This is a genomic window from Aminobacter sp. HY435 (assembly GCF_027568395.1).
GTDB lineage: Bacteria > Pseudomonadota > Alphaproteobacteria > Rhizobiales > Rhizobiaceae > Aminobacter.
Window position 1 is genome coordinate 407,028 of record NZ_JANKZL010000005.1, and the last position, 21,174, is coordinate 428,201.

The following is a 21,174-nucleotide window of genomic DNA, read 5'->3' on the forward strand; positions in this document are numbered from 1 at the left end:
CGCGAAACCGGGCCATTTGCCACGACGACGGAAAAGACCACGGTGGGAAGCGCATTGAATACGGCATCGGACATCAAGCGCATCGCCACCTTTGACGTCACCAACCGTTCGGTTCTGGCGATTGCCGTGCCGATGACGCTGGCCTATCTGACCACGCCGCTGATTGGCATCGTGGGCACAGGCGTGGTCGGCCAGTTCGGCGATGCCGCGCTGCTGGGCGGACTCGCCGCGGGCGCCGTCGCCTTCGACGTTGTCTTCACCAGCTTCAACTTCCTGCGTGCCGGTACGACGGCGCTTGTGGCGCAATCGTTTGGCCGCAACGACGCAGCAGAGCAGCAGGCAATCTTCTGGCGCGCCGTCATCATCGCCGTCGTCGCCGGTATCCTGCTGGCGCTTGCCGCGCCTCTTATCTCGCAAGCCGGTCAGTGGTTTGTCGCGGCCGAGCCGCGGGTCAACGCAACGCTCGACGCCTATGTGCGCATCCGCATGCTGGGCGCCCCGTTCGCGCTGATCAACTACGCCATCCTCGGCTACGTGCTGGGGCGCGGCGAAGGCAGTTTCGGGCTGATGCTCCAGGTCACGCTCAACGGCGTCAACATCGTCTTGTCGATCCTGTTTGGCTTGCACTTTGGCTGGGCTGTCGAGGGCATCGCCTGGGCTGCGGTCGCCGGCGAGACCGCGGCGACGTTCGTCGGGCTCAGCGTGCTGGCGCGGCGTTTCGCCAAGGGTCCGCGTATTTCCCGCGCCAGCATTCTCGACGCGCAGGCGTTCCGCAGCATGTTCAGTCTCAACCGGGACATCATGATCCGCTCATTCGCGCTGCTTGCCGCGTTTGCGCTGTTCACGCGCCAGGGCGCGCAGTTCGGCACGGTGACGCTTGCCGCCAACGCGGTGCTGATGAATTTCTTCCTGGTCGCGAGCTTCTTCCTCGACGGTTTCGCGACTGCGGCCGAACAGCTTGCGGGCAGGGCGGTCGGCGCGCGCTACGAGCCCGCGTTCCGCAAGGCGATCCGCCTGTGCGCCGTCTGGGGCTTTGCCATGGCCGGGACGATGACGGTGCTGCTCTGGCTGTTCGGCGAGGACCTCGTCTGGCTGATTGCGGCCGCTCCGGAGGTGCGGGCGGTGGCGATGTCGTTCCTGCCGTGGGCCGCGTTCACCGCGCTGAGCGGCGTACTGGCCTTCCAGATGGATGGCGTGTTCATCGGTGCGGCCTGGTCGCGTGACATGCGCAACATGATGCTGCTGTCGCTCGCCATCTTCGTCGCGGCGCAGCTGACCTTGGCGCCGGTTTTCGGCAATCACGGCCTGTGGGCGGCGCTGCACCTGTTCCTGATTGCCCGTGGCCTCTGCCTGCTGGCAAAGCTGAAGCCGCGGGCGCGAGCGACTTTTCAGAGCGGGGCGGCGGCCCACTGATCGAGCTTGCTGTCGCGCAGCTCGGAGATGTTCCTCAGGCCCTTGCTGGCAGCGTGTTCGGACATGCCTCGCACTATCCTTGCCGGCAGCGAGGGGCCGGCATAGACCATGCCGGTGTAAAGCTGCACGAGATCGGCGCCGGCGCGGATCTTCTCAAGTGCGGTCTCGGTCGAGTCGACGCCACCGACGCCGATGATGGCGGCCTGCGGCCCAAGCAGCTTGCGCATGCGCGCCAGCACCGCCGTCGAGCGCGCAAACAGCGGCTTGCCCGACAGGCCGCCGGTTTCGCCGGTGTGAGCAGGGCTGCGCAGCGTCGGCCGCGTGATGGTGGTGTTGGAAACGATGACGCCGTCGATCTCCTTCTCGATGACCTCCGCTGCGATGTCGGCAAGTTCAGCCTCGTGCAGGTCGGGCGCGATCTTGAGGAAGATCGGCACCGGGTGGCCTGCTTCGGCGCGGGCGATCATGACGCTGGCCAGCAGCCCGGCCAACTGCTCGCGCGCCTGCATGTTGCGCAGGCCCGGCGTGTTGGGCGAGGAGATGTTGACCGTCAGATAAGAGGCATGGCGGGCGAAGCGCTTCACGCCGCGCACGTAGTCGGCGATGCGGTTGCTGCTGTCCTTGTTGGCGCCGATGTTGACGCCGACGATGCCCGGCCGGCCGGCGCGCGCCGAAAGGCGCTTCTCGCAGGCATCGTGCCCCTCATTGTTGAAGCCTAGCCGATTGATGACGGCGTCGTCCTCGACGAGGCGGAAGATGCGCGGCTTGGGATTGCCGGCCTGCGGCAGCGGCGTGACTGTGCCGATCTCGGCGAAGCCGAAGCCGAGCCCCAGCAATGCGTCTGGCACTTCGCCATTCTTGTCGTAGCCGGCGGCCATGCCGAGCGGATTGGGGAAGTCGAGACCTGCAACCTTGACGTTGAGCCGGGCGTCGCGGGGGGCGCGTCCACCGACCGGCAGGCCGCAATGCAGGGCCTTGATCGACAGGCCGTGCGCGGCTTCCGCGTCGAACGAAAACAACAGCTGACGGCCCAGACGGTCGAAAATGCTCATGCCTGGTCAAGCTCCGGGAAGTCGTGGCTGCCATCGGCCTTCAGCGGCAAGGCGCGGACCCATTTTGCGGCGGTGGTTTGCAGCGGTGCGTAGAGATGCGGAAACAATGCCCCGCCACGCGAAACCTCATACTTGAGCGCATTGCCGAGTTGGTCGCCATCGATCGCGACCAGCAGCAGATTGTCCTGCCCGGCGAAGTGCCTGGCGGCGGTTTCGACCACCTGTTCGGCGCTCGAGAAATGAATGAAGCCGTCGGCGAGATCGACCGGCGCGCCCAAGAAGACGCCAGTGCGCTCGGCCTCGCGCCACATCGGCTCAGGGCAGATCTTGTAGATGGTTTTCGTCATATCCGCGCTATAGGCTGAAAGCATCATGCGGGGAAGGGTCGAGCGGCTTGTCCCACCGCAATTTGGGCCCATTGCGGCGCGACAATTGCGCCGTCCGTGAATGGAGAAAACCATGCGTCGCGCTGCTTTGATGTTCGTTCCACTGATTGTCGGCCTCGGCGCCGCACAGGCGTCTGCCGCCGAGGCGCAACGCTACCAGATGGAGAAGACCGACAAGGGTTATGTGCGCATGGATACGCAGACCGGCGAGATGTCCATTTGCGAAGAGCGCAGCGGCCAGCTGGTCTGCAAGCTCGCCGCCGACGAACGCTCGGCGCTGCAGGACGAGATCGGTCGCCTGCAAGGAGAAATCAAGGCTATCGAGGGCCGCGTCGTGAAGCTGGAAGGCTCGATTTCGCAGAAGCTGGAATCGACGCTGCCGACCGAGGAGGAGTTCGAAAAGACGATGGGCTACATGGAGCGCTTCTTCCGCAGCTTCATGGGCATCGTCAAGGACTTCGAGAAGGAAGACAAGGCAAACCAGCCGGAGCCCGCGCCGAACAAGACCTGAGCCCGTCAATTGGCCCCTTCGCGCCCGAAAAATTGAGCATGACCGACCCCGATGGTGGCCAATTCGTCTTTAGCTGCTTGAAATGCCGGCACCGGGCCGCATAATCGCGCCCGACGATCCGAGGCGCCCAGAACGGTCGGGATCATCGGGAGGGACATATTGCCAGGCCACAAGTTCGTCATCGCGGACGACCATCCGCTTTTCCGCGGAGCTCTCAAGCAGGCCATCGCCGGTTTGGCCGATGTGTCGAGCGTGCTCGAGGCCGGCGACTTTGAAAGCGTCAAGGCGATCGTCGGCGCACATGACGACCTCGACATCGTCCTGCTCGACCTGTCGATGCCGGGCGCAAGCGGCCTGTCTGGCCTGATCTCGTTGCGTGGCGTCCATGCCACCGTGCCGGTGGTCATCATTTCCGCCCATGACGACCCGGAGACCATCCGGCGCGCGCTCGAACTGGGCGCATCGGGCTTCATCTCGAAGTCGGCCAGCATGGATGACATCCGCCGCGCCATCGAAGCCGTGCTGTCGGGCGAAATCTCGGCCCCCGGCGACATCGACCTTGGCGTCGAGCGCGACCCGGAAATATCCGACCTCATCAAGCGTTTGCAATCGCTGACACCGCAACAGACGCGGGTACTTGGCATGCTGGCCGAGGGACTGCTCAACAAGCAGATCGCCTACGAACTCGGCGTGTCTGAGGCGACGATCAAGGCCCATGTCTCGGCCATCCTGCAGAAACTCGGCGTCGACAGCCGCACCCAGGCGGTCATTCTGCTTTCGAAGATCGGCGGCGAGCCGCGTCCGGCGACCTAGCGCATCGGCCCGAAAATCGGACCTGATTTTCGGAAAGCACGATACGCCAACTCAGTGAGTTAGAGTGTCCTTTTTGCGTCCATTCGGACGCACGGCGCTCTAGTTGCGTTTCGGCGGGTATATCTATTCCGCCGCATGCGCCATGCGTCGCATCCGGTTCATCATCGAGCGTAGCACCGCGGGCTTCAGCGGCTTGTTGAGCACCGCGACATCCATCGCATCGGCGGCCGCACGCACTTCGTTGGAGCGGTCGGCGGTAATCAGCACCGCCGGCGTTGACTCGCCGTAGACGTTGCGCAACGACTTGATCACGTCGAGCCCGTTCTCGCCGTCGAGATGGTAGTCGGCGAGGATGATCTCCGGCGTGGCCGTCTCGTTGCTATCGGCCATGAATGCCGCAGAGCCTGAGTAGGTGCGGACCACGCAGCCCCAGCCTTCGAGCAGCAGGCGCATGCCCTCCAGGATGCGGGCGTCGTTGTCGATACAGATCACGCCGAGCCCGTCGAGGACGGCGCCTGCCTGTACGCGCGGGCGGGAGGTGGTCGCAGCCGGCAGCTCGGACGCCGTCGTCACCGGCAGGATCACCGAGAAGCGCGTGCCCTTGTTCTTCTCCGAGCGAATGCCGATCTCGAGCCGTAGCACGCGGGCAATGCGGTCGACGATCGACAGGCCCAGCCCCAGGCCCTCGGCCTCGCGCATGCCGTCGTCAAGGCGCGTGAACTCGTTGAACACCGTGCCCAGCTTGTCCGGCGCTATGCCGATACCGGTGTCGATGACCTGGATTTCAACGAGCTCGCCGCGTCGCCTCACGCCGACAAGGATGCGTCCGTTGCGCGTGTATTTGATCGCGTTGGAAACGAGGTTCTGGATCAGCCGGCGGAACAGGTTGCGGTCGGTGTTGACCGCCAGGGTCGATGGCACGATGACGAGGTCGAGGTTCTTGGCCTTGGCCAGCGGCAGGAAGTCGGTGCCGATCTGCCGCAGCAGCCCGTCCAGCCGGAACACGGTTTCCGCGGGCTTCATCGCCCCGGCGTCGAGCCGGGAGATGTCGAGCACCGCGCCCAGGATGGTCTCGACCGATTCGAGCGACGACTCGATGTTGCGCGCCGCCTGGCCGGCATTGCCCTTGCCGCTCTTTTCGATCAGCGACGAGCAGTACAGCCGGGCAGCGTTGAGCGGCTGCAGGATGTCATGGCCGGCGGCAGCGAGGAAGCGCGTCTTGCCGAGATTGGCCTCCTCGGCAAACATCTGCGCCTGCGCCAGCTCCTCGTTGACCCGCGTCAGCTCGGCGGTGCGGTTCTTGACCCGCTGCTCCAGCGACTCATTGGCCCGCTTCAGCGCCAGGTCGGCAGCGACGCTCGCCGAAATGTCGGTGTAGGTGGCGACGACGCCACCATCGGGCATCGGATTGGAGCGCATCTCGATGATGCGCCCGCTGGTCAGGAGCTCGATCTGCCAGGGGCCGCCAAAACTCGTCAGGCGATCGAGAGTGGTCAACCGCGAGGCCTGCTTGATGTCCCCGCGCGCCACCAGATAGGCCAGCACCCTGTCGATGGAGACGCCGACCTGGCCCATGTCGTCGGGCAGGTTGAACAGCAAGCGATATTGGCGGTTCCAGCAGATCAGCCGGAAATCCTGGTCGAAGACGGTGATGCCCTGTTCCATCTGGTCGAGCGCGATCTGCAAGAGGTCGCGATTGTGCTGCAGCGCCTCGGTTGCGTCGTCGAGCAGCCTGAACGTGTCCTTGGTCGAGTTGTCGCCGCGCTTGAACAGCAAGGACAGGACCAGCCGGGCCGAGGACGAGCCGACGGCGCTTGCCAGCAATTGCTCGGAAAAGCGGATGACGTCCATGCCCGCTTGTTCGTTGCCGACGAGCTTGCTGCCGCTGTCTTTTTCGAAGGTCTGGAAGGAGCGTTCCGTGCGCTCGACGCCCAGGTAGCGCGAAATCGTGTCCTTGAGGTCGTTGACCGTGATCGCCGTGCGGAAGCGGCGAAGCGACGGCATCGGGCTGGCGTCTCGGGGCACGAAGATCGACGCCTGGATACGTTCAAGCGGCACCGAAGCGCGCGACAGCGAGCCGAACACCAAGAACAGCGTGTTGATGGCCAGGCTCCACAGCACGCCATGGGTCAGCGGCTCGGCTGCCGTGCCGAACAATGCCTGCGGCCGCAGGGCGTCGATGCCGAACAGGCCATTGGCCAGGATGGCGGTGTCGGGTGCAGCGAGCGACGGCAACATCAGCGTGTAGCCCCAAACCACAATGCCGGCGGTCATGCCAAGCGCAGCACCGCGTGCGTTGGCGCGACGCCAGATCAACCCGCCGATGAAGGCCGGGGCAAACTGGGCGATGGCGGCGAACGACATCAGGCCGATCGAAGCCAGGCGGGCGTTGTTGGTGCTCTCGCGATAGTAGAGGAAGGCGACGAACAGGATGACGAAGATCGAGGCGCGGCGGACATTCAGGATGATCGTTGACCAGTCTTCGGTGTCGCCGGACTTGGTCTTGACCAGCCGGCGCACGAAAATCGGGATGACGAGGTCGTTGGAGACCATGATCGACAGCGCAACGCTCTCGACGATGACCATCGCGGTCGCCGCCGACAGGCCGCCGATGAAGGCGACCATGGCAAGGGTGTTGTGGCCCTTCAGCAAGGGCAGCGACAGCACGTAGAGGTCGCTCGAGGTCGCGGAGCCGACAATCGCCAGGCCGGCGAAGGCGATCGGCAGCACAAACAGGTTGATGGCCACCAGATAGGCGGGAAACACCCAGGTTGCAGTGCGCAATTCGCTTTCGCTGCGGTTCTCGACGATCATCACGTAGAACTGGCGCGGCAGCATGACGATGGCGAAGCCGCTGATCGAGGTCACCACCAGCCAGGTGCCGAGCGATGTGCCGTAGCCCATCGCGTCGCCGACGGCGGGGTTGGCTGCGAAGCTTTCGAACATCGCCGCCGGACTGTCGAAAAGGATGAAGGTGACCAAAAGGCCGATGGCGAGGAAGGCGACCAGCTTGACGATGGATTCGACGGCGACCGCGAGAACCAGTCCGTTCTGGTGCTCGGTGGCGTCGGCGTGGCGGGTTCCGAACAGCGTTGCAAACAGCGCCAGAAGCATTGCCACGATCAGCGAGATGTCGCTGATGAACGGGTCGAACGACGGTTGCGAGCCGGTGTAGTGCTCGACCATCAGGCTGACCGAGCCGGAGATCGCCTTGAGCTGGAGTGCGATGTAGGGGATGGCGCCGACGGTCGCGATCAGCGTGGCAATCGAAGCGACGGCGAAGCTCTTGCCATAGCGTGCGCCGAGGAAGTCGGCGATCGAGGTGATCTTTTCGGCCTTGGCGAGCTTGATGATGCGCGAAAGCAGCGGAAAGCCGAACATGAACACCAGCACCGGGCCGATGTAGATGGCGAGGAATTCGAGCCCGCGCTCGGAGGCGAGTCCCACCGAGCCGAAGAACGTCCACGAGGTGCAGTAGATGGCGAGGCTGAGCGCATAGATGAAGGGGCGCGGGCGTCCCGGCGCCCAGCTCGCGGCTCGGCGGTCGCCGATGCTCGCGATCGCGAACAGCAGCGTGACATAGGCTATGGCGATGAGGACGATGGCCAAGCCCTGCACGTTCGGTGTTCTCCCATTTGCGGGTCATGGCAAGACCCTGTCGGCTGAAGGCAATCACAGCTTCTATGCCAAGTCCATTAGCCTTGTCGCCTAGTCGGTGAACGCTGTGGGTGCGGCGATTTTCGGCGGTGATGACAGGTGCAGCCAGAGCTTTGCCACAGCGACGCCGGACGCCCGGTTGCCTGGACGCCAGCGAGGAGCTTGACGAGTTTGCGTGGGGTGTGTTGTTCGGCGCGGTTTTGTTATGGTGTGGCTGGACGGCGCAGGGACAGACGCCGCGATTCGCGCGAGTCCAGATCGAGACCGAGTCCAGATCAAGACAAGGAGGGTTCTATGCTCAAGGAATTCCAGGAGTTCATTTCCAAAGGCAATGTCATGGATCTCGCCGTTGGCGTGATCATCGGCGGTGCCTTCGGCCTGATCGTCTCCTCGATGGTAGCCGATATCATCATGCCGATTATCGGCGCTATCTTTGGTGGGTTCGACTTCTCCAACTACTTCTGGCCGTTGTCGTCCTCGGTTACAGCTACCAACCTTGAGGAAGCCAGGAAGCAAGGCGCAGTCTTCGCCTACGGCAATTTCTTCACTGTAGTGATCAATTTCCTGATCCTTGCCTGGATCATCTTCCTTATGGTCAAGGGCGTGAATACCCTGCGCCGCAAGGTTGAGAAGCAGAAGGCAGCCGAGCCTGCCCCGCCGCCCTCAGCCGACGTGCAGCTCCTCACTGAAATCCGTGACCTGCTGGCCAAGAAGTAGGCTTCGCAGACGCTGGCATGTTGAAAAACCCCCGGCTGGCTGGACCTCCGGGGGTTCTTTCATTTCAGCGGCCGCGCTAGGACTTGCATCAGACAAGCAATCAACCTGGGGTGATCATGAGCCTTATCGACCTGGTTCGCGCCGAAGCCCGTCTCGCGCCTGTCAGCGGCATCGAGGCGGTCGCCAATTACGGGCGCGACCGCGCCGGCCTCATACCGCTCTGGTCGGGCGAGGGCGACATGCCGACGCCGGCGTTCATCAGCGACGCGGCGGCTCGCGGGCTGGCCAATGGCGAGACCTTCTACACCTGGCAGGCCGGCATCCCCGAACTGCGCCAGGCGATCGTGCGCTACCACCAGCGTCACTTCGGCAGGACCTTTGGCGCCGACGAGTTCATCGTCACAGTCGGTGGCATGCAGGCGATCACCATGGCGCTGGAGGCGACGGCGGGGGCAGGCGACGAGGCGCTGTATCTCGCCCCGGCCTGGCCGAATTTTGCCGGTGCTGCCGGTGTCGCCGGCGTCAAGCCGGTGCCTGTGCTGCTCGACATGACCGGCAATGGCTGGTCCTGCGACATCGAAAGGGTGGCGGCCGCGATCACCCCGCGGACCAAGGTCATCTTCGTCAATTCGCCGTCCAATCCGACCGGGTGGACCGCCGACCGCGAGACGTTGCAGGCGATCCTCGACCTCGCCCGCAAGCACGGTCTCTGGATCGTCGCCGACGAGATTTATGCGCTTTTCTATTATGGCGGCGGTCGGGCGGCGTCGTTCATGGACATCATGGAGCCCGAGGACAAGATCCTGTTCGTCAACACCTTCTCCAAGAACTGGGCGATGACCGGCTGGCGTGTCGGCTGGCTGAAGACGCATCCGTCGCTCAGCCGCATGTTCGAGAACCTGGTCCAGTATTCGAGCTCCGGCGTGGCGCAGTTCATGCAGCGCGGCGCGATCGCGGCGCTCGACGAGGGCGACGGCTTCATCGCCGAGCAGGTGGCGCGGGCGCGCCAGGCGCGCGACATCGTCTGCAAGGTTCTGGGCGATACGGGACGGGTGCGCTTCTGCGTGCCGCCGGCCGCGTTCTACCTGTTCTTTGCCGTCGACGGCATGAAGGATGCGGAGAAGGGCGCCTTCGACATCGTCGACAAGGCGGCCGTCGGCGTTGCTCCCGGCACGGCCTTCTGCGCTGGCGGCGAGGGCTTCCTCAGGCTCTGCTTCCACCGCCGTCTCGACCAGGTCGAGGAGGCGTCGCATCGCTTGGCGAAGTGGATCAGGGAGCTCTGAGCAAAAGACGGGTTGGCGCTTCGGCGTGCGTCCTTCGAGGCTCGCCCGCCGAGGTTTGCTTAGCTTAAACGCTATAGCGGGCTCGCACTACAGATGCGAGATGATTTCGATGCCTGCCGGGCGAGCCTCGAAGGACGCACGTCAGGCACATCGACAGCTCAGCCGCCGGACTGCGGCACCAGCAACGGGATGATGCGCTCGCTCTTGGCGACTTCGGAGTGCCCGGGCGTCCGGTAGGGGATGCCCAGCGCGTTCCAGGTTTCAACCAGTGCTTCCTTGAGCGTGGCAATCAGCGCGTCGTCGTGGAACGGCGTCGGCGTGACGCGCAGACGCTCGGTACCGCGCGGCACGGTCGGGTAGTTGATCGGCTGGATGTAGATGCCGTGGACGCCAAGCAGGCGGTCGCTTGCCATCTTGCACAACTCGGGGTCGCCGACGAGGATCGGCACGATATGCGTTTCCGACTCCATCACCGGCAGGCCGGCCTCGGCCAGCACGTGCTTGGTGTGCGTCGCCTGGCGCTGCTGCGCATCGCGCTCGGCCTGCGAGTTCTTGAGATGGCGGATCGATGCGGTTGCGGCGGCTGCGATGGACGGCGGCAGGGCGGTGGTGAAGATGAAGCCCGGCGCATAGGAGCGCACGGCGTCGATCACCGTGCGGGTCCCGGTGATGTAGCCGCCGAGCGTGCCGAACGCCTTGGCCAGCGTGCCCTCGATGATGTCTATGCGGTGGGCGAGGCCCTCGCGCTCGGTGATGCCGCCGCCGCGTCCGCCATACATGCCGACAGCGTGAACCTCATCGATATAGGTCATCGCGTTGTACTTCTCGGCGAGGTCGGCGATCTCCTTGATCGGCGCAATGTCACCGTCCATCGAATAGACGCTCTCGAACACGATCACCTTGGCTCGCTCGCGGCCGGCTGCCTGCAGCAGGCTTTCAAGGTGGGCGACGTCGTTGTGGCGGAATACCTTCTTTTCGGCGCCGGAGCGGCGCACGCCCTCGATCATCGAGGCGTGGTTCAGTTCGTCCGACAGGATAAGGCAGTTGGGTAGCAGTTTTCCGATGGTCGAGATCGCTGCCTCGTTGGAGACAAAGCCAGAGGTGAAGACGAGGCCGGCTTCCTTGCCATGCAGGTCGGCGAGTTCAAGCTCGAGCTCGACCAGCGGATGGTTGTTGCCGGAGATGTTGCGCGTGCCGCCGGCGCCGGTACCCATGTTGCCGGCCGCCTGTTGCATGGCCGCCACCACGTCGGGGTGCTGGCCCATGCCGAGATAGTCGTTCGAGCACCAGACGGTAATTTCCTGAGCCCGGCCGTTGGCGCGCCAGATGGCGCGCGGAAACTTGCCGACGATGCGCTCCAGATCGGCAAACACGCGATAACGGCGCTCGGCGTGGACCTGGTCGATCGCTTCTTCGAAAAACCGCTGGTAGTTCATGTGGACGTCCCAATTTTTCAACCGCGAGCATAATCAACGGCCGGTTCGGCGTCCATCGACCGTTTTTGGTCAAAATGCCACGCCCTCGACGGCTCAAACGACCACGGAACACGAAAAAGTCCCTTGATATGGATCAACCAGGGCCGCAGCGCAAAGATCAAGCCTGCGCCCGGCATCTCGCATTTGGCGGCAGTTTTGCGTAGACAAATGCCAGATCGAAATACGCGGGGACGATGCGATGGCGGTATTGGTAACGGGCGGCGCCGGCTACATCGGCAGCCACATGGTCTGGGAACTGCTCGACGCAGGCGAGCAGGTCGTGGTCCTGGACCGGCTGTCGACCGGCTTCGACTGGGCCGTGGCGCCGGAGGCGGTTCTGGTTACAGGCGACGTCGCCGACCAGGACCTCGTCGGCCGGATTATCCGCGAACACGGCATTGACGCCATCATCCACTTCGCCGGCTCCATCGTGGTGCCGGAATCGGTCGCAGACCCGCTCGGCTATTACGAAAACAACACCTGCAAGACACGCGGCCTGATCGAGGCTGCGGTGCGCGGCGGGGTGAAACACTTCATCTTTTCCTCAACCGCGGCGGTCTATGGCGCGGCCGGTATCGAGCCGGTGCGCGAGGACGCGCGGCTGGCGCCCGAGTCGCCCTACGGCCTGTCCAAGCTGATGAGCGAATGGATGCTGCGCGACGCCGCCGCAGCCCATCCGCTGCGCTACACGGCGCTGCGCTACTTCAACGTCGCCGGCGCCGATCCGAAGGGCCGCACCGGCCAGTCGACGAAGGGCGCAACCCATCTGATCAAGGTCGCGTCCGAGACCGCGCTCGGCAAGCGCGCATCGATGCAGGTCTTCGGCGACGACTACGACACGCCGGACGGCACCTGCGTCCGCGACTACATCCACGTGTCCGATCTGGCCGCCGCGCACCGGCTGGCGTTGCAGCGCCTGCGCGCCGGCGGCGGCAATCTCGTCGCCAATTGCGGCTACGGCCACGGCTATTCGGTGCTCGAGGTGATTGACAGCGTGCGCCGCGTACACGGCAGCGATTTCAAGGTCGAGATGGGCGAACGTCGCGCTGGCGATGCCGCGTCGGTGGTCGCCAACTCCGATCTGGCGCGCGGCGAACTCGGCTGGAAGCCCGGACATGACGATCTCGACGGTATCGTGCGTGACGCGCTCAACTGGGAACGGCTGCTGAGCCGCAAGAATTCCGCCGCTGGCTGACGCTGGCGCAGCGGATTCCGGCAAGCGTCCCTCGAAATTCAGTGCTGCGCAGGCTAGTGGTGCGGTGTGGAGTTGAGTTCCCGGCGGTCGTGGGTTCCCGGTCAGAGCCCGATATCAATTTAGGTTCGACATGAAGATCCTGGTTCTCGGCGCAGGTGTGGTTGGCACGGCGGCGGCATATTATCTCGCCCGCGACGGCCATGAGGTGACGGTCGTCGAACGCCATTCGGCTGTGGCCCGGGGCACCAGCTATTCTAACGCGGGCCTGGTCTCGCCGGGCGACGCCACCGCCTGGGCGTCGCCGTCGGCGCTCAAGATGTTCATCAAGTCGCTCTACACGCCCGACCTCGGCATCAAGGTGAAGCTCGGGCTCGATCCCTACTTCTATGCCTGGAGCTTCCGCTTCCTGTTCCAGTGCACCAGTGCGCGGGTGCGCGAAAACACCAAGGCCAAGCTCAGGCTCGCGCTCTACTCGCGCCTCTGCATCAACGAGATATCGTCGCAAGCCGGTATCGGCTATGATGAGCGCTCTCGCGGCATCATGTATTTCTTCCGCTCGCAGCAGAGCCTCGACCACGGCGCCGCGATGTACGGCTTCCTCGCCGAGCATGGGCTGGACATCGAGGTCGTCGACCGCAACAGGCTGGTCGAACTCGAGCCGGGACTCGCCGTCGCCAGGGGCATCGCCGGTGCGGTCTACTCGCCGATGGACCAGACGGGCGATTCCCGCCTGTTCGTCGAGGCGCTCGCCGCCCATGCCGAGCACAAGCTCGGCGCGAAGTTCATGTTCGATACGACTGTCGAGGACCTGATCGTCGAGGGCGACCGCGTAACCGGCGTGAAGACCTCCGCCGGCCGGCTCGACGCCGATGCGGTGGTGATTGCGATGGGGCCCGAAAGCGGCCTGCTCGGGCGCAGCAAGGGCGTCGACCTGCCGGTCTATCCGGTCAAGGGTTATACAGCGACGGTGACCATGGACGACCCGTCGAAGGGTCCGACCATGGGCGGTGTCGACGAGGACCGGATGGTCGCCTATTCGCGCCTCGGCGACCGCCTGCGGCTTGCCTCGACGGCCGAGTTCACCGGCTTCGACCGCAGTCACAAGCCGTCCGACTTCACGCGGCTGTTCGAGACAGGCATGGAGCTGTTCCCCGGTGCTTTCGATCCGGCCAAGGCCGAGCTGTGGGCCGGCCTTCGGCCGATGATGCCGGGATCGGTGCCGGTCATCGGCCCGGCGCGATACAAGGGGCTGTATCTGGATACCGGCCACGGCCATGTCGGCTGGACCATGGCTTGCGGTTCCGGCAAGCTGCTTGCCGACCTCGTTGCCGGACGCAGGCCGGAAATCGATCCGGCCGGACTGACCTACAAGGGCTGACGGGACGGCTGGACGGCGCTTTCCTCTGCCGCATTTGTCCCGAGCCTGATGGCGGCTGCGGCGGGGCGATTGAGGTTGAACAGCGTGCGGGCGCAGCCGTTGATGGCGGCCATGACGGTCAAGCGAACTTGCCGGGCTGCGCAGGGGCTGTCCCATCCGATTTGCCGACGCTTCGCCTTGACCGCGCGCTGGCGGTCGGCGAGTTTGACGCCCAAGCCGAGCATGACCCTGAATCCGATCGAACGGTGCAAGGGGCATGCATCGATCACGCGAAAGAGCCCCAGGAGACAGCCTCATGTACAAACATATTCTCATCGCCACCGACGGCTCCGAGCTGGCTCAGAAAGGCGTCGACCACGGGCTTGAACTGGCCAAGGGGCTCGGCAGCAATGTGACGTTCCTGAATGTTTCCGAGCCCGCGCCGATCTTCGCGTCTGCCGGCATGTATGGTCCGGTTGCGACTGCCGAGGACATCGTCGCCTACCAGAAGGCCGGCGAGGAGTATGGCTCCAAGGTTCTGGGCGCCGCGAAGGTTCAGGCAGAGGCGCTTGGCGTCGATGCCGAGGCTATCCATGTCGAAGAGATGTGGGCGGCCGAGGCGATCAACCAGATCGCAAAGGATCAGGAATGCGACTTGATCGTCATGGCCTCGCACGGTCGCCGCGGTCTGGGACGCCTGATCCTCGGCAGCCAGACGGTGGAAGTCCTGACCAACAGCCAGGTGCCGGTGCTGGTCGTCCGCTGATCACGCCAGGCTGAACCAAGGAGGGCCTCCTGGACCAGCTGTCCGGGAGGTCTTTTCGTTTGGCGCAATGGATCAGACGATCTTGCCGCGTGCCGGCACCGGCCACAGCTCCGGCGCCCTGTTCTTGCCGTAGACATAGACGCCATCGACCATGTTGGTGACGACGCAGGCGTGGTTGGGCACGATGCGGATGCGCTGGCCGACCGTGAGGCCAATGTCGCCCTCGCTGCGCAGGCGGCCGTGTTCTTCCGAAAGCTGATCGATCGAGATGTCGGGGCGGCCGAGCACATGGCCGTGGCCGACGAGGCCGAGCAGGTCGGAGGTCAGCGTCTTGGAGCCGGCGTCGATGATGGCGCGGTTGGGGGCGGGCACCGAGACGACGGTGGCCAGAACCGTCAGCGCACAGTCGTCCCAACTGGTGACGCCGCGTGCGACCAGCGAGCGGTCGTTGTAGACATAGGTGCCGGGACGGAACTCGGTGGCGACAGGCGCCAGATGCGCCGTCATCATGTCGGGCGAGCCGCCAGAGGTGATGACGGGAACGGCGATGCCCTTTGCTTCGATCAAATCCTTCGCGGCCGTCATGAAGGCTTGCACCTTTTCTGCCCCGCCGACCGGCGGATAGGTCATCAGGCCGGCGAATTGCAGGCCTGGAGCAGCATCGATGCGGGCGGCGAGCTCGGCGGCTTCCGATGGCAAGCCAACTCCGCAGCGGTCGGCGCCGGTGTTGCACTCGACGAAGACTTCAAGCGTGGCGCCGGCGGCGGCATACGCTGCCGACAGCCCGTCAACGACGGTGGCGTTGTCGGCGACCACGGCCACTCGCACCTTGCGCGACAGGTCCAGCAGCGCGTGCAGTTTGTCGTCACCGAGGATGTTGTAGGTGATCAGCACGTCCGTCAGCCGGTCGCTGCCGGCGACCATGGCCTCTGCCTCCGAAATCTTCTGGCAGGTGATGCCGACTGCACCCGCGTCGAGCTGCATCTCGGCAATGGCTGGCATCTTGTGCGTCTTGATGTGCGGCCGGACCTTCAGGCCGTGGCTGTCGGCATAGGCCTGGAAGCGCTCGATGTTTCGCCTGGCCACATCGAGGTCCACCAATACGGCGGGCGTCTGGATTTTTTCGAACATTCCTTGCCAAGCCTCCAAATCAAAGCGCGGGGACCATGCCCGCGAACCGCTTGACAAACAATGCCGCGTGGCCTTTGATACGTCAATCCATTATTAAGGACAGATGTCCACAATATTGGACATTGATTTTGGTAACTCGTTCAGGAGGAACGGCGAGATGAAGACGTCTCTTTCGGCGGCCGTTGCCGCGCTCGCGCTGATGGTTGCGATGCCGGCAGGCGCTCAGGAAAAACAAAGCAAGCTCGATGAGGTTCTGGCCCGCGGCCACCTGGTCATGGGCACCGGCAGCACCAATGCGCCGTGGCACTTCAAGAGCGCCGACGACAAGCTGCAGGGCTTCGACGTCGACATGGGGCGCATCGTCGCCAAGGCGCTGTTCGGCGACCCGGACAAGATCGAATACGTCAACCAGTCGTCGGACGCGCGCATCCCGAACATCACCACCGACAAGGTCGATCTGACCTGCCAGTTCATGACCGTGACCGGCGAGCGCGCCCAGCAGATCGCCTTCACCATCCCCTATTATCGCGAGGGCGTTGGCCTGATGCTGAAGGGCGATAGCAAGTATGCTGATTATGCGGCGCTCAAGGCTGCCGGCTCGGGCGTCACCATTTCGGTGCTGCAGAACGTCTACGCCGAGGCGATGGTGCATGCCGCACTGCCCGAGGCCAAGGTCGACCAGTACGAATCCGTCGACCTGATCTATCAGGCGCTGGAATCGGGCCGCTCCGATGCGGTCGCCACGGACCAGTCGTCGCTCGCCTGGTACATGAAGCAGAACCCGGACCGCTACAAGGACGCCGGCTACGGCTGGAACCCGCAGACCTATGCCTGCGGCGTCAAGCGCGGTGACCAGGACTGGCTGAACTTCGTCAACACCGCGCTGCATGAAGCGATGACCGGTGTCGAGTTCGACTTCTACGCCAATTCCTACAAGACCTGGTTCGGCAAGGAGCTTGCTCCGCCGCAGATCGGCTTCCCCGTCGAGTACAAGTAAACTCCGACCCAAGTGGCGCGGTCCGTGGCCAAGGTTGGCCGCGCCACATCTCTCACTCGGACGGCACCATGGGTTACACCCTCAATTTCTCGGCGGTCTGGCGCAGCTTCGACCTCCTGCTCCAGGGCCTGGCGCTCAGCCTGGCGCTCGCCTTCGTGGCGATCGGCATCGGCTGCATCATCGGCCTGGTCACGGCTTTTGGCCTGTTGTCGAAGCGGGCGCTGTTGCGCCGACCGGCGCAAGTCTACGTCACCATCATCCGCAACACGCCGATTTTGGTGCTGGTGCTGTTCACCTTCTTTGCGATGCCGCAGATGGGCATTCGCCTGGGCAAGATCGAAAGCTTCGTCGCCACCTTGTCGATCTATGCCGGCGCCTATCTCGCGGAGGTCTTTCGCGGCGGGCTGCTGGCCGTGCCCAACGGGCTCAAGGAGGCCGGGCTCGCCATCGGGCTGACCCAGTCGCAGATCCGCAATTCCATCGTCATTCCGCTGATGCTGCGCAATGTCTTGCCGTCGCTGTCGAGCACCATGATCTCGCTGTTCAAGGACACCTCGCTGGCAGCGGCCATCGCCGTGCCCGAACTGACCTTCGAGGCGCGCAAGATCAATGTCGAAAGCTTCCGCGTCATCGAGACGTGGATGGTCACCAGCCTTCTCTACGTCGCCACCTGCTCCGTGCTGGCCGCACTTCTGCGCCGGCTCGAGAAGCGCATGTCCATCCCGAGGTGACCGACATGGAACTCGTCGCATTCCTCGAAACCCTGTGGCTCGCCCGCATTCCTATTCTCAAGGGACTGGGCGTCACCGTCTCCATCTCGCTGCTGGCGATCCTCGCAGGCACCGTGCTCGGCATCGGCGTCGGCCTTGCCCTGACCTACGGCAAGGGACCGGTGCGCTGGCTGGTGCGCGGCTACACCGATTTCATCCGCGGCACGCCCGTGCTGGTGCTGGTTCTCGCGAGCTATTACGTGCTCGGCACCGTGGGTATCGATCTCGGACCGTTCCAGGCCGGCGTGCTGGCGCTCGCCGTGTTCTGCTCGTCGCATGTCGGCGAGATCGTGCGCGGCGCGCTGCAGTCGATCCCCAACGGCCAGACCGAGGCGGCCAAGGCGATCGGCCTGACCTTCCCGCAGACATTTGCCTATGTGCTCGGACCGCAGGCCCTGCGCCAGGTCCTGCCGGCCTGGGTCAACACCGCCGCCGAGATGGTCAAGGCCTCGACGCTCTTGTCGATCATCGGCGTGGCCGAACTCCTGCTGAGGACGCAGGAGCTGATCTCGCGCACCTTCATGAGCCTCGAATTCTACCTCTTCGCGGGCTTCCTCTATTTCGTCATCAACTATGGCATCGAGCGCTTCGGCAAGTACGTCGAACGCAAGACCTCGATCCCCTCGTGAGGCCGCATCAATGACCGGCAACCTTCTCGAAATCCGCGACCTGCACAAGCGCTACGGCGAGGTCGAAGTGCTCAAGGGCGTCGACTGCACAATGGCGCAGGGCGATGTCATCGCCATCATCGGCTCGTCGGGCTCCGGCAAGACGACCATGCTCCGCTGCATCAACATGCTGGAGGAGTTCCAGGGCGGCTCGATCCGCATCGACGGCGAGGAGATCGGCTACGAGACCGCAGGCGGCACCCGTCGCCGCAAGAAGGAAAAGGAAATCGCCCGCCAGCGTGCGATGACTGGCATGGCGTTCCAGCAGTTCAACCTGTTTCCGCACATGAGCGCGGCCGAAAACGTCATGCTAGGCCTCGTCAAGGTCAAGAAGATGGCCCGCGACGAGGCGCGCAGCGTCGCCGAAAAGTGGCTCGACCGCGTCGGCCTGGCCGAGCGCCGCGATCGCTTTCCCGGCCAGCTCTCCGGCGGCCAGCAGCAGCGCGTGGCGATTGCCCGCGCCATCGCCATGAACCCCAAGCTGATGCTGTTCGACGAGGTCACCTCGGCGCTCGACCCCGAACTGGTCAACGAGGTGCTGCAGGTCATCAAGGACCTCGCCCGCGACGGCATGAGCATGCTTTTGGTCACGCACGAGATGCGCTTTGCCTACGAGGTGTCGTCGCGCGTCATCTTCATGAACCAGGGCCGCATCGGCGAGGAAGGCAATCCGCGCGAGATGTTTCATAAGCCGCAGACCGAGCGTCTGGCCGAGTTCCTCAAGACCTCAACCTTCAACTAGCATTCGGAGAATAGACATGACGATCAAGCGTTACGGCACCGGCCAGTCCGGAGCTGGCAAGCAGGCGCTGCCTTTCGCCCGCGCTGTCGAGGCCAATGGCTGGCTCTATGTGTCCGGCCAGGTCGCCATGGAAAACGGCGAGATCGTCGGCGGCGGCATCATCGCCGAAACCCGCAAGACGATGGAAAACGTCATCGCCATTCTCAAGGAAGCAGGCTACGGCCTCGAGCATGTCGTGCGTGTCGGCGTCTGGCTTGACGACCCCCGCGACTTCTGGTCGTTCAACGGCGTTTACGCCGAGTATTTCGGTGGCCATCCGCCGGCTCGCGCTTGCGTGCAGTCGAGTATGATGGTCGATTGCAAAGTCGAAATCGACTGCGTCGCCTACAAGGCGCCCTGAGTCGTAGCCAGACACACAGACTATCCGCCGGGGAGGCGGTGCATGGACCAGGTTCCGGACGACATGATCAGCAAGCGGGCCCGCGGTCTCGACCGCGCCTTCGCGATCCTGAACTTCCTGCGCCTGAAGCGCCAGCCGATGCGGCCGAACGAGATCGCATCAGGCATCGGCGCTCCGCGCTCGTCGGTCTACGAACTGGTCAACCTTTTGATGCGCCAGGGCATCCTGGAATATCGCGGCGACGATGGCCGCGTGTTCCTTGGTCGCAAGCTCTATTTCCTTGGCGTCGCCTATTCCGAGCAGTTCGACCTGATGCGCGAATGCGACAAGCTGCTCACGCACATCGCCGAGGAGACGCGCGAGACCGCGCAGATGTGCCTGCTCGAAGGCAACAAGTACACCGTCGCGCAAATGAAGGAGGGGCTGCGCCCGTTCCGCATCTCCTCCAACGTTGGCGATCCGGTGGCGATCCCGTGGACTGCCTCCGGCCGCCTGCTGGTTGCGCATATGAGCGACCAGGAAATCCTCGACTTCATCCCGAAGGAGGACTTCCAGTTGCCCAACGGCCAGTGGCTCGACCCGGCGGTCTTCATATCAGAGGTGCGCGAGGCTGCGCGCGTCGGTTACTACACGTTCAACAGCGCGGTTGAGACCTTCACCCACTGCTTCGCCGTGCCTGTCTATCAGGCCGACAGCGTCTGCATCGCGACGCTGTGTCTGGTCGCGCCGCGCGAGGACGGCCTCAAGAACCACGCCAGCTATCTCAAGACGCTGCTCGATGCCGCTGCAGACCTGTCGAGCCGCCTCGGCCACACGGACGAAGACGAGCACGGCGGTCTGCGCGCCGCTGGCCGGCGCTGACCCTCCACGCACCTCAAAGGATCGGCCGCACGACATGGCGGGACGTGTACTTTCCATCGGCGAATGCATGGTCGAACTCATGCAGGCCGAAGGCGGCCTGCTGCGGCAGGGCTTTGCCGGCGACAGCTTCAACACCGCTTATTATCTTCGCGCCTGCCTGCCGGAGGCGTGGCCGGTCGACTATTTCACCGCCGTCGGCACCGACACGATCTCAAATGAAATGCTGGCCTTCATCGAAGGTACGGGCGTTGGCACGGGCTTCATACGCCGCGTGCCAGGCCGCAGCCCCGGCCTCTACATGATCCATCTCAAGGAGGGCGAGCGCAGTTTCTCCTACTGGCGCTCGGCTTCCGCGGCACGGCTTTTGGCCGACGATCCAGCCGCATTGCGCTCCGCCATCGACGCCTCGGAGGTGATCTTCTTCTCCGGCATCACGCTGGCGATCCTCGCGCCCGAGGCGGCCGCAACGCTGCTGGGCGAACTCGGCCGTGCCAAGGCAGCCGGCAAGCTGGTGGCGTTCGATCCCAACATCCGGCCGCGATTGTGGGACGATGTCGAGACCATGCGGAGCACGATCACATCAGGTGCTGCCGCCTCATCGCTCGTCATGCCGAGTTTCGAAGATGAGGCGACGCATTTCGGCGATGCCTCGGTTGACGCGACGATCGCGCGCTATCGCGCTGCGGGCGCAAACAGGCTGGTCGTCAAGAACGGCGCGGAAGGCATCACGCTGAGCTTCGACGGCGAGCAGTCCTTTGCTGCCGCAACGAGGGCGGCAAGGATTGTGGACACAACCGGCGCCGGCGACAGCTTCAATGGTGCCTTCCTTGCCAACTACCTCCAGAGCGGCGATCACCGCGCGGCGGCAGGCTTCGCCGCCGCCGTCGCGGCCGCCGTCATCGGCCATCACGGCGCTCTGGTGGACCGGGCAGAGATCGGGGCACCAGGCGCGGCCGCTCAGTCAGGCTGAATGCGGTGGT

At 64.3% G+C, this 21,174-nt stretch carries 21 protein-coding genes; 15 read left to right on the plus strand and 6 right to left on the minus strand.

The features are described 5' to 3' along the window. The first annotated feature begins 132 nt into the window (after window positions 1-132). On the plus strand, window positions 133-1,413 hold the full coding sequence (locus tag PCJ21_RS09200) for an MATE family efflux transporter (RefSeq protein WP_269931126.1): 1,281 nt from the start codon (window positions 133-135) through the stop codon (window positions 1,411-1,413). Here PCJ21_RS09200 and PCJ21_RS09205 read toward each other — a convergent pair. Together PCJ21_RS09205 and PCJ21_RS09210 are read right to left on the minus strand one after the other, a co-directional pair. Next, window positions 1,389-2,465, minus strand: coding sequence for a quinone-dependent dihydroorotate dehydrogenase (locus PCJ21_RS09205; RefSeq protein WP_269931085.1), 1,077 nt, complete (start codon window positions 2,463-2,465; stop codon window positions 1,389-1,391). The genes PCJ21_RS09200 and PCJ21_RS09205 overlap by 25 nt on opposite strands. Beyond that, window positions 2,462-2,812 carry a DUF952 domain-containing protein gene (locus PCJ21_RS09210; RefSeq protein WP_269931086.1) on the minus strand — a complete coding sequence of 117 codons (351 nt, stop codon included), beginning with the start codon at window positions 2,810-2,812 and terminating at the stop codon, window positions 2,462-2,464. The genes PCJ21_RS09205 and PCJ21_RS09210 overlap by 4 nt, the downstream gene beginning before the upstream one ends. Window positions 2,813-2,924: 112 nt before the next feature. Between PCJ21_RS09210 and PCJ21_RS09215 the strand changes: the two genes are divergently transcribed. Together PCJ21_RS09215 and PCJ21_RS09220 are read left to right on the plus strand one after the other, a co-directional pair. Continuing rightward, window positions 2,925-3,362 carry a hypothetical protein gene (locus PCJ21_RS09215; protein WP_442865986.1) on the plus strand — a complete coding sequence of 146 codons (438 nt, stop codon included), beginning with the start codon at window positions 2,925-2,927 and terminating at the stop codon, window positions 3,360-3,362. A 156-nt stretch (window positions 3,363-3,518) separates the two neighbouring features. Continuing rightward, a complete protein-coding gene (locus tag PCJ21_RS09220) occupies window positions 3,519-4,175 on the plus strand; it encodes a response regulator (RefSeq protein ID WP_442865989.1) in 657 nt (218 codons plus the stop codon). A gap of 123 nt (window positions 4,176-4,298) precedes the next feature. Here the strand turns inward: PCJ21_RS09220 and PCJ21_RS09225 are convergent, their stop codons facing one another. After that, window positions 4,299-7,793 carry a PAS domain-containing hybrid sensor histidine kinase/response regulator gene (locus PCJ21_RS09225; RefSeq protein ID WP_269931088.1) on the minus strand — a complete coding sequence of 1,165 codons (3,495 nt, stop codon included), beginning with the start codon at window positions 7,791-7,793 and terminating at the stop codon, window positions 4,299-4,301. 333 nt (window positions 7,794-8,126) lie between these two features. Here PCJ21_RS09225 and mscL point away from each other — a divergent pair, with 333 nt between their 5' ends. Together mscL and PCJ21_RS09235 are read left to right on the plus strand one after the other, a co-directional pair. Then, window positions 8,127-8,549 carry a large conductance mechanosensitive channel protein MscL gene (gene mscL, locus PCJ21_RS09230; RefSeq protein WP_269931089.1) on the plus strand — a complete coding sequence of 141 codons (423 nt, stop codon included), beginning with the start codon at window positions 8,127-8,129 and terminating at the stop codon, window positions 8,547-8,549. 116 nt (window positions 8,550-8,665) lie between these two features. Further along, complete coding sequence (locus tag PCJ21_RS09235) at window positions 8,666-9,832, plus strand: pyridoxal phosphate-dependent aminotransferase (protein WP_269931090.1); 1,167 nt, start codon at window positions 8,666-8,668, stop codon at window positions 9,830-9,832. A gap of 158 nt (window positions 9,833-9,990) precedes the next feature. Here PCJ21_RS09235 and hemA read toward each other — a convergent pair whose 3' ends face one another. Then, on the minus strand, window positions 9,991-11,268 hold the full coding sequence (gene hemA / locus PCJ21_RS09240) for a 5-aminolevulinate synthase (RefSeq protein ID WP_269931091.1): 1,278 nt from the start codon (window positions 11,266-11,268) through the stop codon (window positions 9,991-9,993). A 238-nt stretch (window positions 11,269-11,506) separates the two neighbouring features. Here hemA and galE point away from each other — a divergent pair, with 238 nt between their 5' ends. Further along, window positions 11,507-12,502 carry a UDP-glucose 4-epimerase GalE gene (gene galE, locus PCJ21_RS09245; RefSeq protein WP_269931092.1) on the plus strand — a complete coding sequence of 332 codons (996 nt, stop codon included), beginning with the start codon at window positions 11,507-11,509 and terminating at the stop codon, window positions 12,500-12,502. Between the two features lie 130 nt (window positions 12,503-12,632). Next, entirely contained in the window at window positions 12,633-13,880 is a 1,248-nt protein-coding gene (locus tag PCJ21_RS09250; protein ID WP_269931093.1) for a D-amino acid dehydrogenase, read from the plus strand. On the opposite strand, the gene PCJ21_RS09255 is transcribed toward PCJ21_RS09250, so the two are convergent. Continuing rightward, window positions 13,868-14,104 (minus strand): hypothetical protein, encoded by a 237-nt coding sequence (locus PCJ21_RS09255; protein WP_269931094.1) that lies wholly within the window; start codon window positions 14,102-14,104, stop codon window positions 13,868-13,870. The two genes, PCJ21_RS09250 and PCJ21_RS09255, sit on opposite strands and share 13 nt — an antisense overlap. Before the next feature lie 71 nt (window positions 14,105-14,175). Here PCJ21_RS09255 and PCJ21_RS09260 point away from each other — a divergent pair, with 71 nt between their 5' ends. Then, complete coding sequence (locus PCJ21_RS09260; protein ID WP_269931095.1) at window positions 14,176-14,625, plus strand: universal stress protein; 450 nt, start codon at window positions 14,176-14,178, stop codon at window positions 14,623-14,625. 72 nt (window positions 14,626-14,697) lie between these two features. Here PCJ21_RS09260 and PCJ21_RS09265 read toward each other — a convergent pair whose 3' ends face one another. Then, on the minus strand, window positions 14,698-15,756 hold the full coding sequence (locus PCJ21_RS09265; RefSeq protein WP_269931096.1) for a D-TA family PLP-dependent enzyme: 1,059 nt from the start codon (window positions 15,754-15,756) through the stop codon (window positions 14,698-14,700). A 157-nt stretch (window positions 15,757-15,913) separates the two neighbouring features. Between PCJ21_RS09265 and PCJ21_RS09270 the strand changes: the two genes are divergently transcribed. The 7 genes from PCJ21_RS09270 to PCJ21_RS09300 all read left to right on the plus strand — a co-directional run bounded on the left by PCJ21_RS09270 (window position 15,914) and on the right by PCJ21_RS09300 (window position 21,164). Further along, window positions 15,914-16,753 (plus strand): transporter substrate-binding domain-containing protein, encoded by an 840-nt coding sequence (locus PCJ21_RS09270; protein WP_269931097.1) that lies wholly within the window; start codon window positions 15,914-15,916, stop codon window positions 16,751-16,753. A 68-nt stretch (window positions 16,754-16,821) separates the two neighbouring features. Next, window positions 16,822-17,484 carry an amino acid ABC transporter permease gene (locus PCJ21_RS09275; protein WP_269931098.1) on the plus strand — a complete coding sequence of 221 codons (663 nt, stop codon included), beginning with the start codon at window positions 16,822-16,824 and terminating at the stop codon, window positions 17,482-17,484. Window positions 17,485-17,489: 5 nt separating this feature from the next. Further along, the gene (locus PCJ21_RS09280) at window positions 17,490-18,152 is read left to right on the plus strand and encodes an amino acid ABC transporter permease (protein ID WP_269931099.1); all 663 of its coding nucleotides are present in this window, start codon (window positions 17,490-17,492) and stop codon (window positions 18,150-18,152) included. Window positions 18,153-18,162: 10 nt separating this feature from the next. Continuing rightward, window positions 18,163-18,933 carry an amino acid ABC transporter ATP-binding protein gene (locus PCJ21_RS09285; RefSeq protein ID WP_269931100.1) on the plus strand — a complete coding sequence of 257 codons (771 nt, stop codon included), beginning with the start codon at window positions 18,163-18,165 and terminating at the stop codon, window positions 18,931-18,933. Between the two features lie 16 nt (window positions 18,934-18,949). After that, the gene (locus PCJ21_RS09290; RefSeq protein WP_269931101.1) at window positions 18,950-19,333 is read left to right on the plus strand and encodes a RidA family protein; all 384 of its coding nucleotides are present in this window, start codon (window positions 18,950-18,952) and stop codon (window positions 19,331-19,333) included. A gap of 42 nt (window positions 19,334-19,375) precedes the next feature. Continuing rightward, window positions 19,376-20,194, plus strand: a complete 819-nt coding sequence (locus tag PCJ21_RS09295) for an IclR family transcriptional regulator (protein ID WP_269931102.1) — start codon at window positions 19,376-19,378, stop codon at window positions 20,192-20,194. Between the two features lie 34 nt (window positions 20,195-20,228). After that, a complete protein-coding gene (locus PCJ21_RS09300) occupies window positions 20,229-21,164 on the plus strand; it encodes a sugar kinase (protein WP_269931103.1) in 936 nt (311 codons plus the stop codon). Window positions 21,165-21,174 lie beyond the last annotated feature (10 nt).

What these genes read in the sequence shown, in the direction of transcription:
- PCJ21_RS09250 (WP_269931093.1), top strand. Translation starts at nt 12,633, where the DNA reads ATGAAGATCCTGGTTCTCGGCGCAGGTGTGGTTGGCACGGCGGCGGCA.
- PCJ21_RS09265 (WP_269931096.1), bottom strand. Translation starts at nt 15,756, where the DNA reads ATGTTCGAAAAAATCCAGACGCCCGCCGTATTGGTGGACCTCGATGTG.
- mscL (WP_269931089.1), top strand. Translation starts at nt 8,127, where the DNA reads ATGCTCAAGGAATTCCAGGAGTTCATTTCCAAAGGCAATGTCATGGAT.
- PCJ21_RS09235 (WP_269931090.1), top strand. Translation starts at nt 8,666, where the DNA reads ATGAGCCTTATCGACCTGGTTCGCGCCGAAGCCCGTCTCGCGCCTGTC.
- PCJ21_RS09300 (WP_269931103.1), top strand. Translation starts at nt 20,229, where the DNA reads ATGGCGGGACGTGTACTTTCCATCGGCGAATGCATGGTCGAACTCATG.
- PCJ21_RS09205 (WP_269931085.1), bottom strand. Translation starts at nt 2,465, where the DNA reads ATGAGCATTTTCGACCGTCTGGGCCGTCAGCTGTTGTTTTCGTTCGAC.
- PCJ21_RS09290 (WP_269931101.1), top strand. Translation starts at nt 18,950, where the DNA reads ATGACGATCAAGCGTTACGGCACCGGCCAGTCCGGAGCTGGCAAGCAG.
- galE (WP_269931092.1), top strand. Translation starts at nt 11,507, where the DNA reads ATGGCGGTATTGGTAACGGGCGGCGCCGGCTACATCGGCAGCCACATG.
- PCJ21_RS09275 (WP_269931098.1), top strand. Translation starts at nt 16,822, where the DNA reads ATGGGTTACACCCTCAATTTCTCGGCGGTCTGGCGCAGCTTCGACCTC.
- PCJ21_RS09210 (WP_269931086.1), bottom strand. Translation starts at nt 2,812, where the DNA reads ATGACGAAAACCATCTACAAGATCTGCCCTGAGCCGATGTGGCGCGAG.
- PCJ21_RS09255 (WP_269931094.1), bottom strand. Translation starts at nt 14,104, where the DNA reads ATGCTCGGCTTGGGCGTCAAACTCGCCGACCGCCAGCGCGCGGTCAAG.
- PCJ21_RS09200 (WP_269931126.1), top strand. Translation starts at nt 133, where the DNA reads ATGACGCTGGCCTATCTGACCACGCCGCTGATTGGCATCGTGGGCACA.
- PCJ21_RS09260 (WP_269931095.1), top strand. Translation starts at nt 14,176, where the DNA reads ATGTACAAACATATTCTCATCGCCACCGACGGCTCCGAGCTGGCTCAG.
- PCJ21_RS09285 (WP_269931100.1), top strand. Translation starts at nt 18,163, where the DNA reads ATGACCGGCAACCTTCTCGAAATCCGCGACCTGCACAAGCGCTACGGC.
- PCJ21_RS09270 (WP_269931097.1), top strand. Translation starts at nt 15,914, where the DNA reads ATGAAGACGTCTCTTTCGGCGGCCGTTGCCGCGCTCGCGCTGATGGTT.
- PCJ21_RS09295 (WP_269931102.1), top strand. Translation starts at nt 19,376, where the DNA reads ATGGACCAGGTTCCGGACGACATGATCAGCAAGCGGGCCCGCGGTCTC.
- PCJ21_RS09215 (WP_442865986.1), top strand. Translation starts at nt 2,925, where the DNA reads ATGCGTCGCGCTGCTTTGATGTTCGTTCCACTGATTGTCGGCCTCGGC.
- PCJ21_RS09280 (WP_269931099.1), top strand. Translation starts at nt 17,490, where the DNA reads ATGGAACTCGTCGCATTCCTCGAAACCCTGTGGCTCGCCCGCATTCCT.
- hemA (WP_269931091.1), bottom strand. Translation starts at nt 11,268, where the DNA reads ATGAACTACCAGCGGTTTTTCGAAGAAGCGATCGACCAGGTCCACGCC.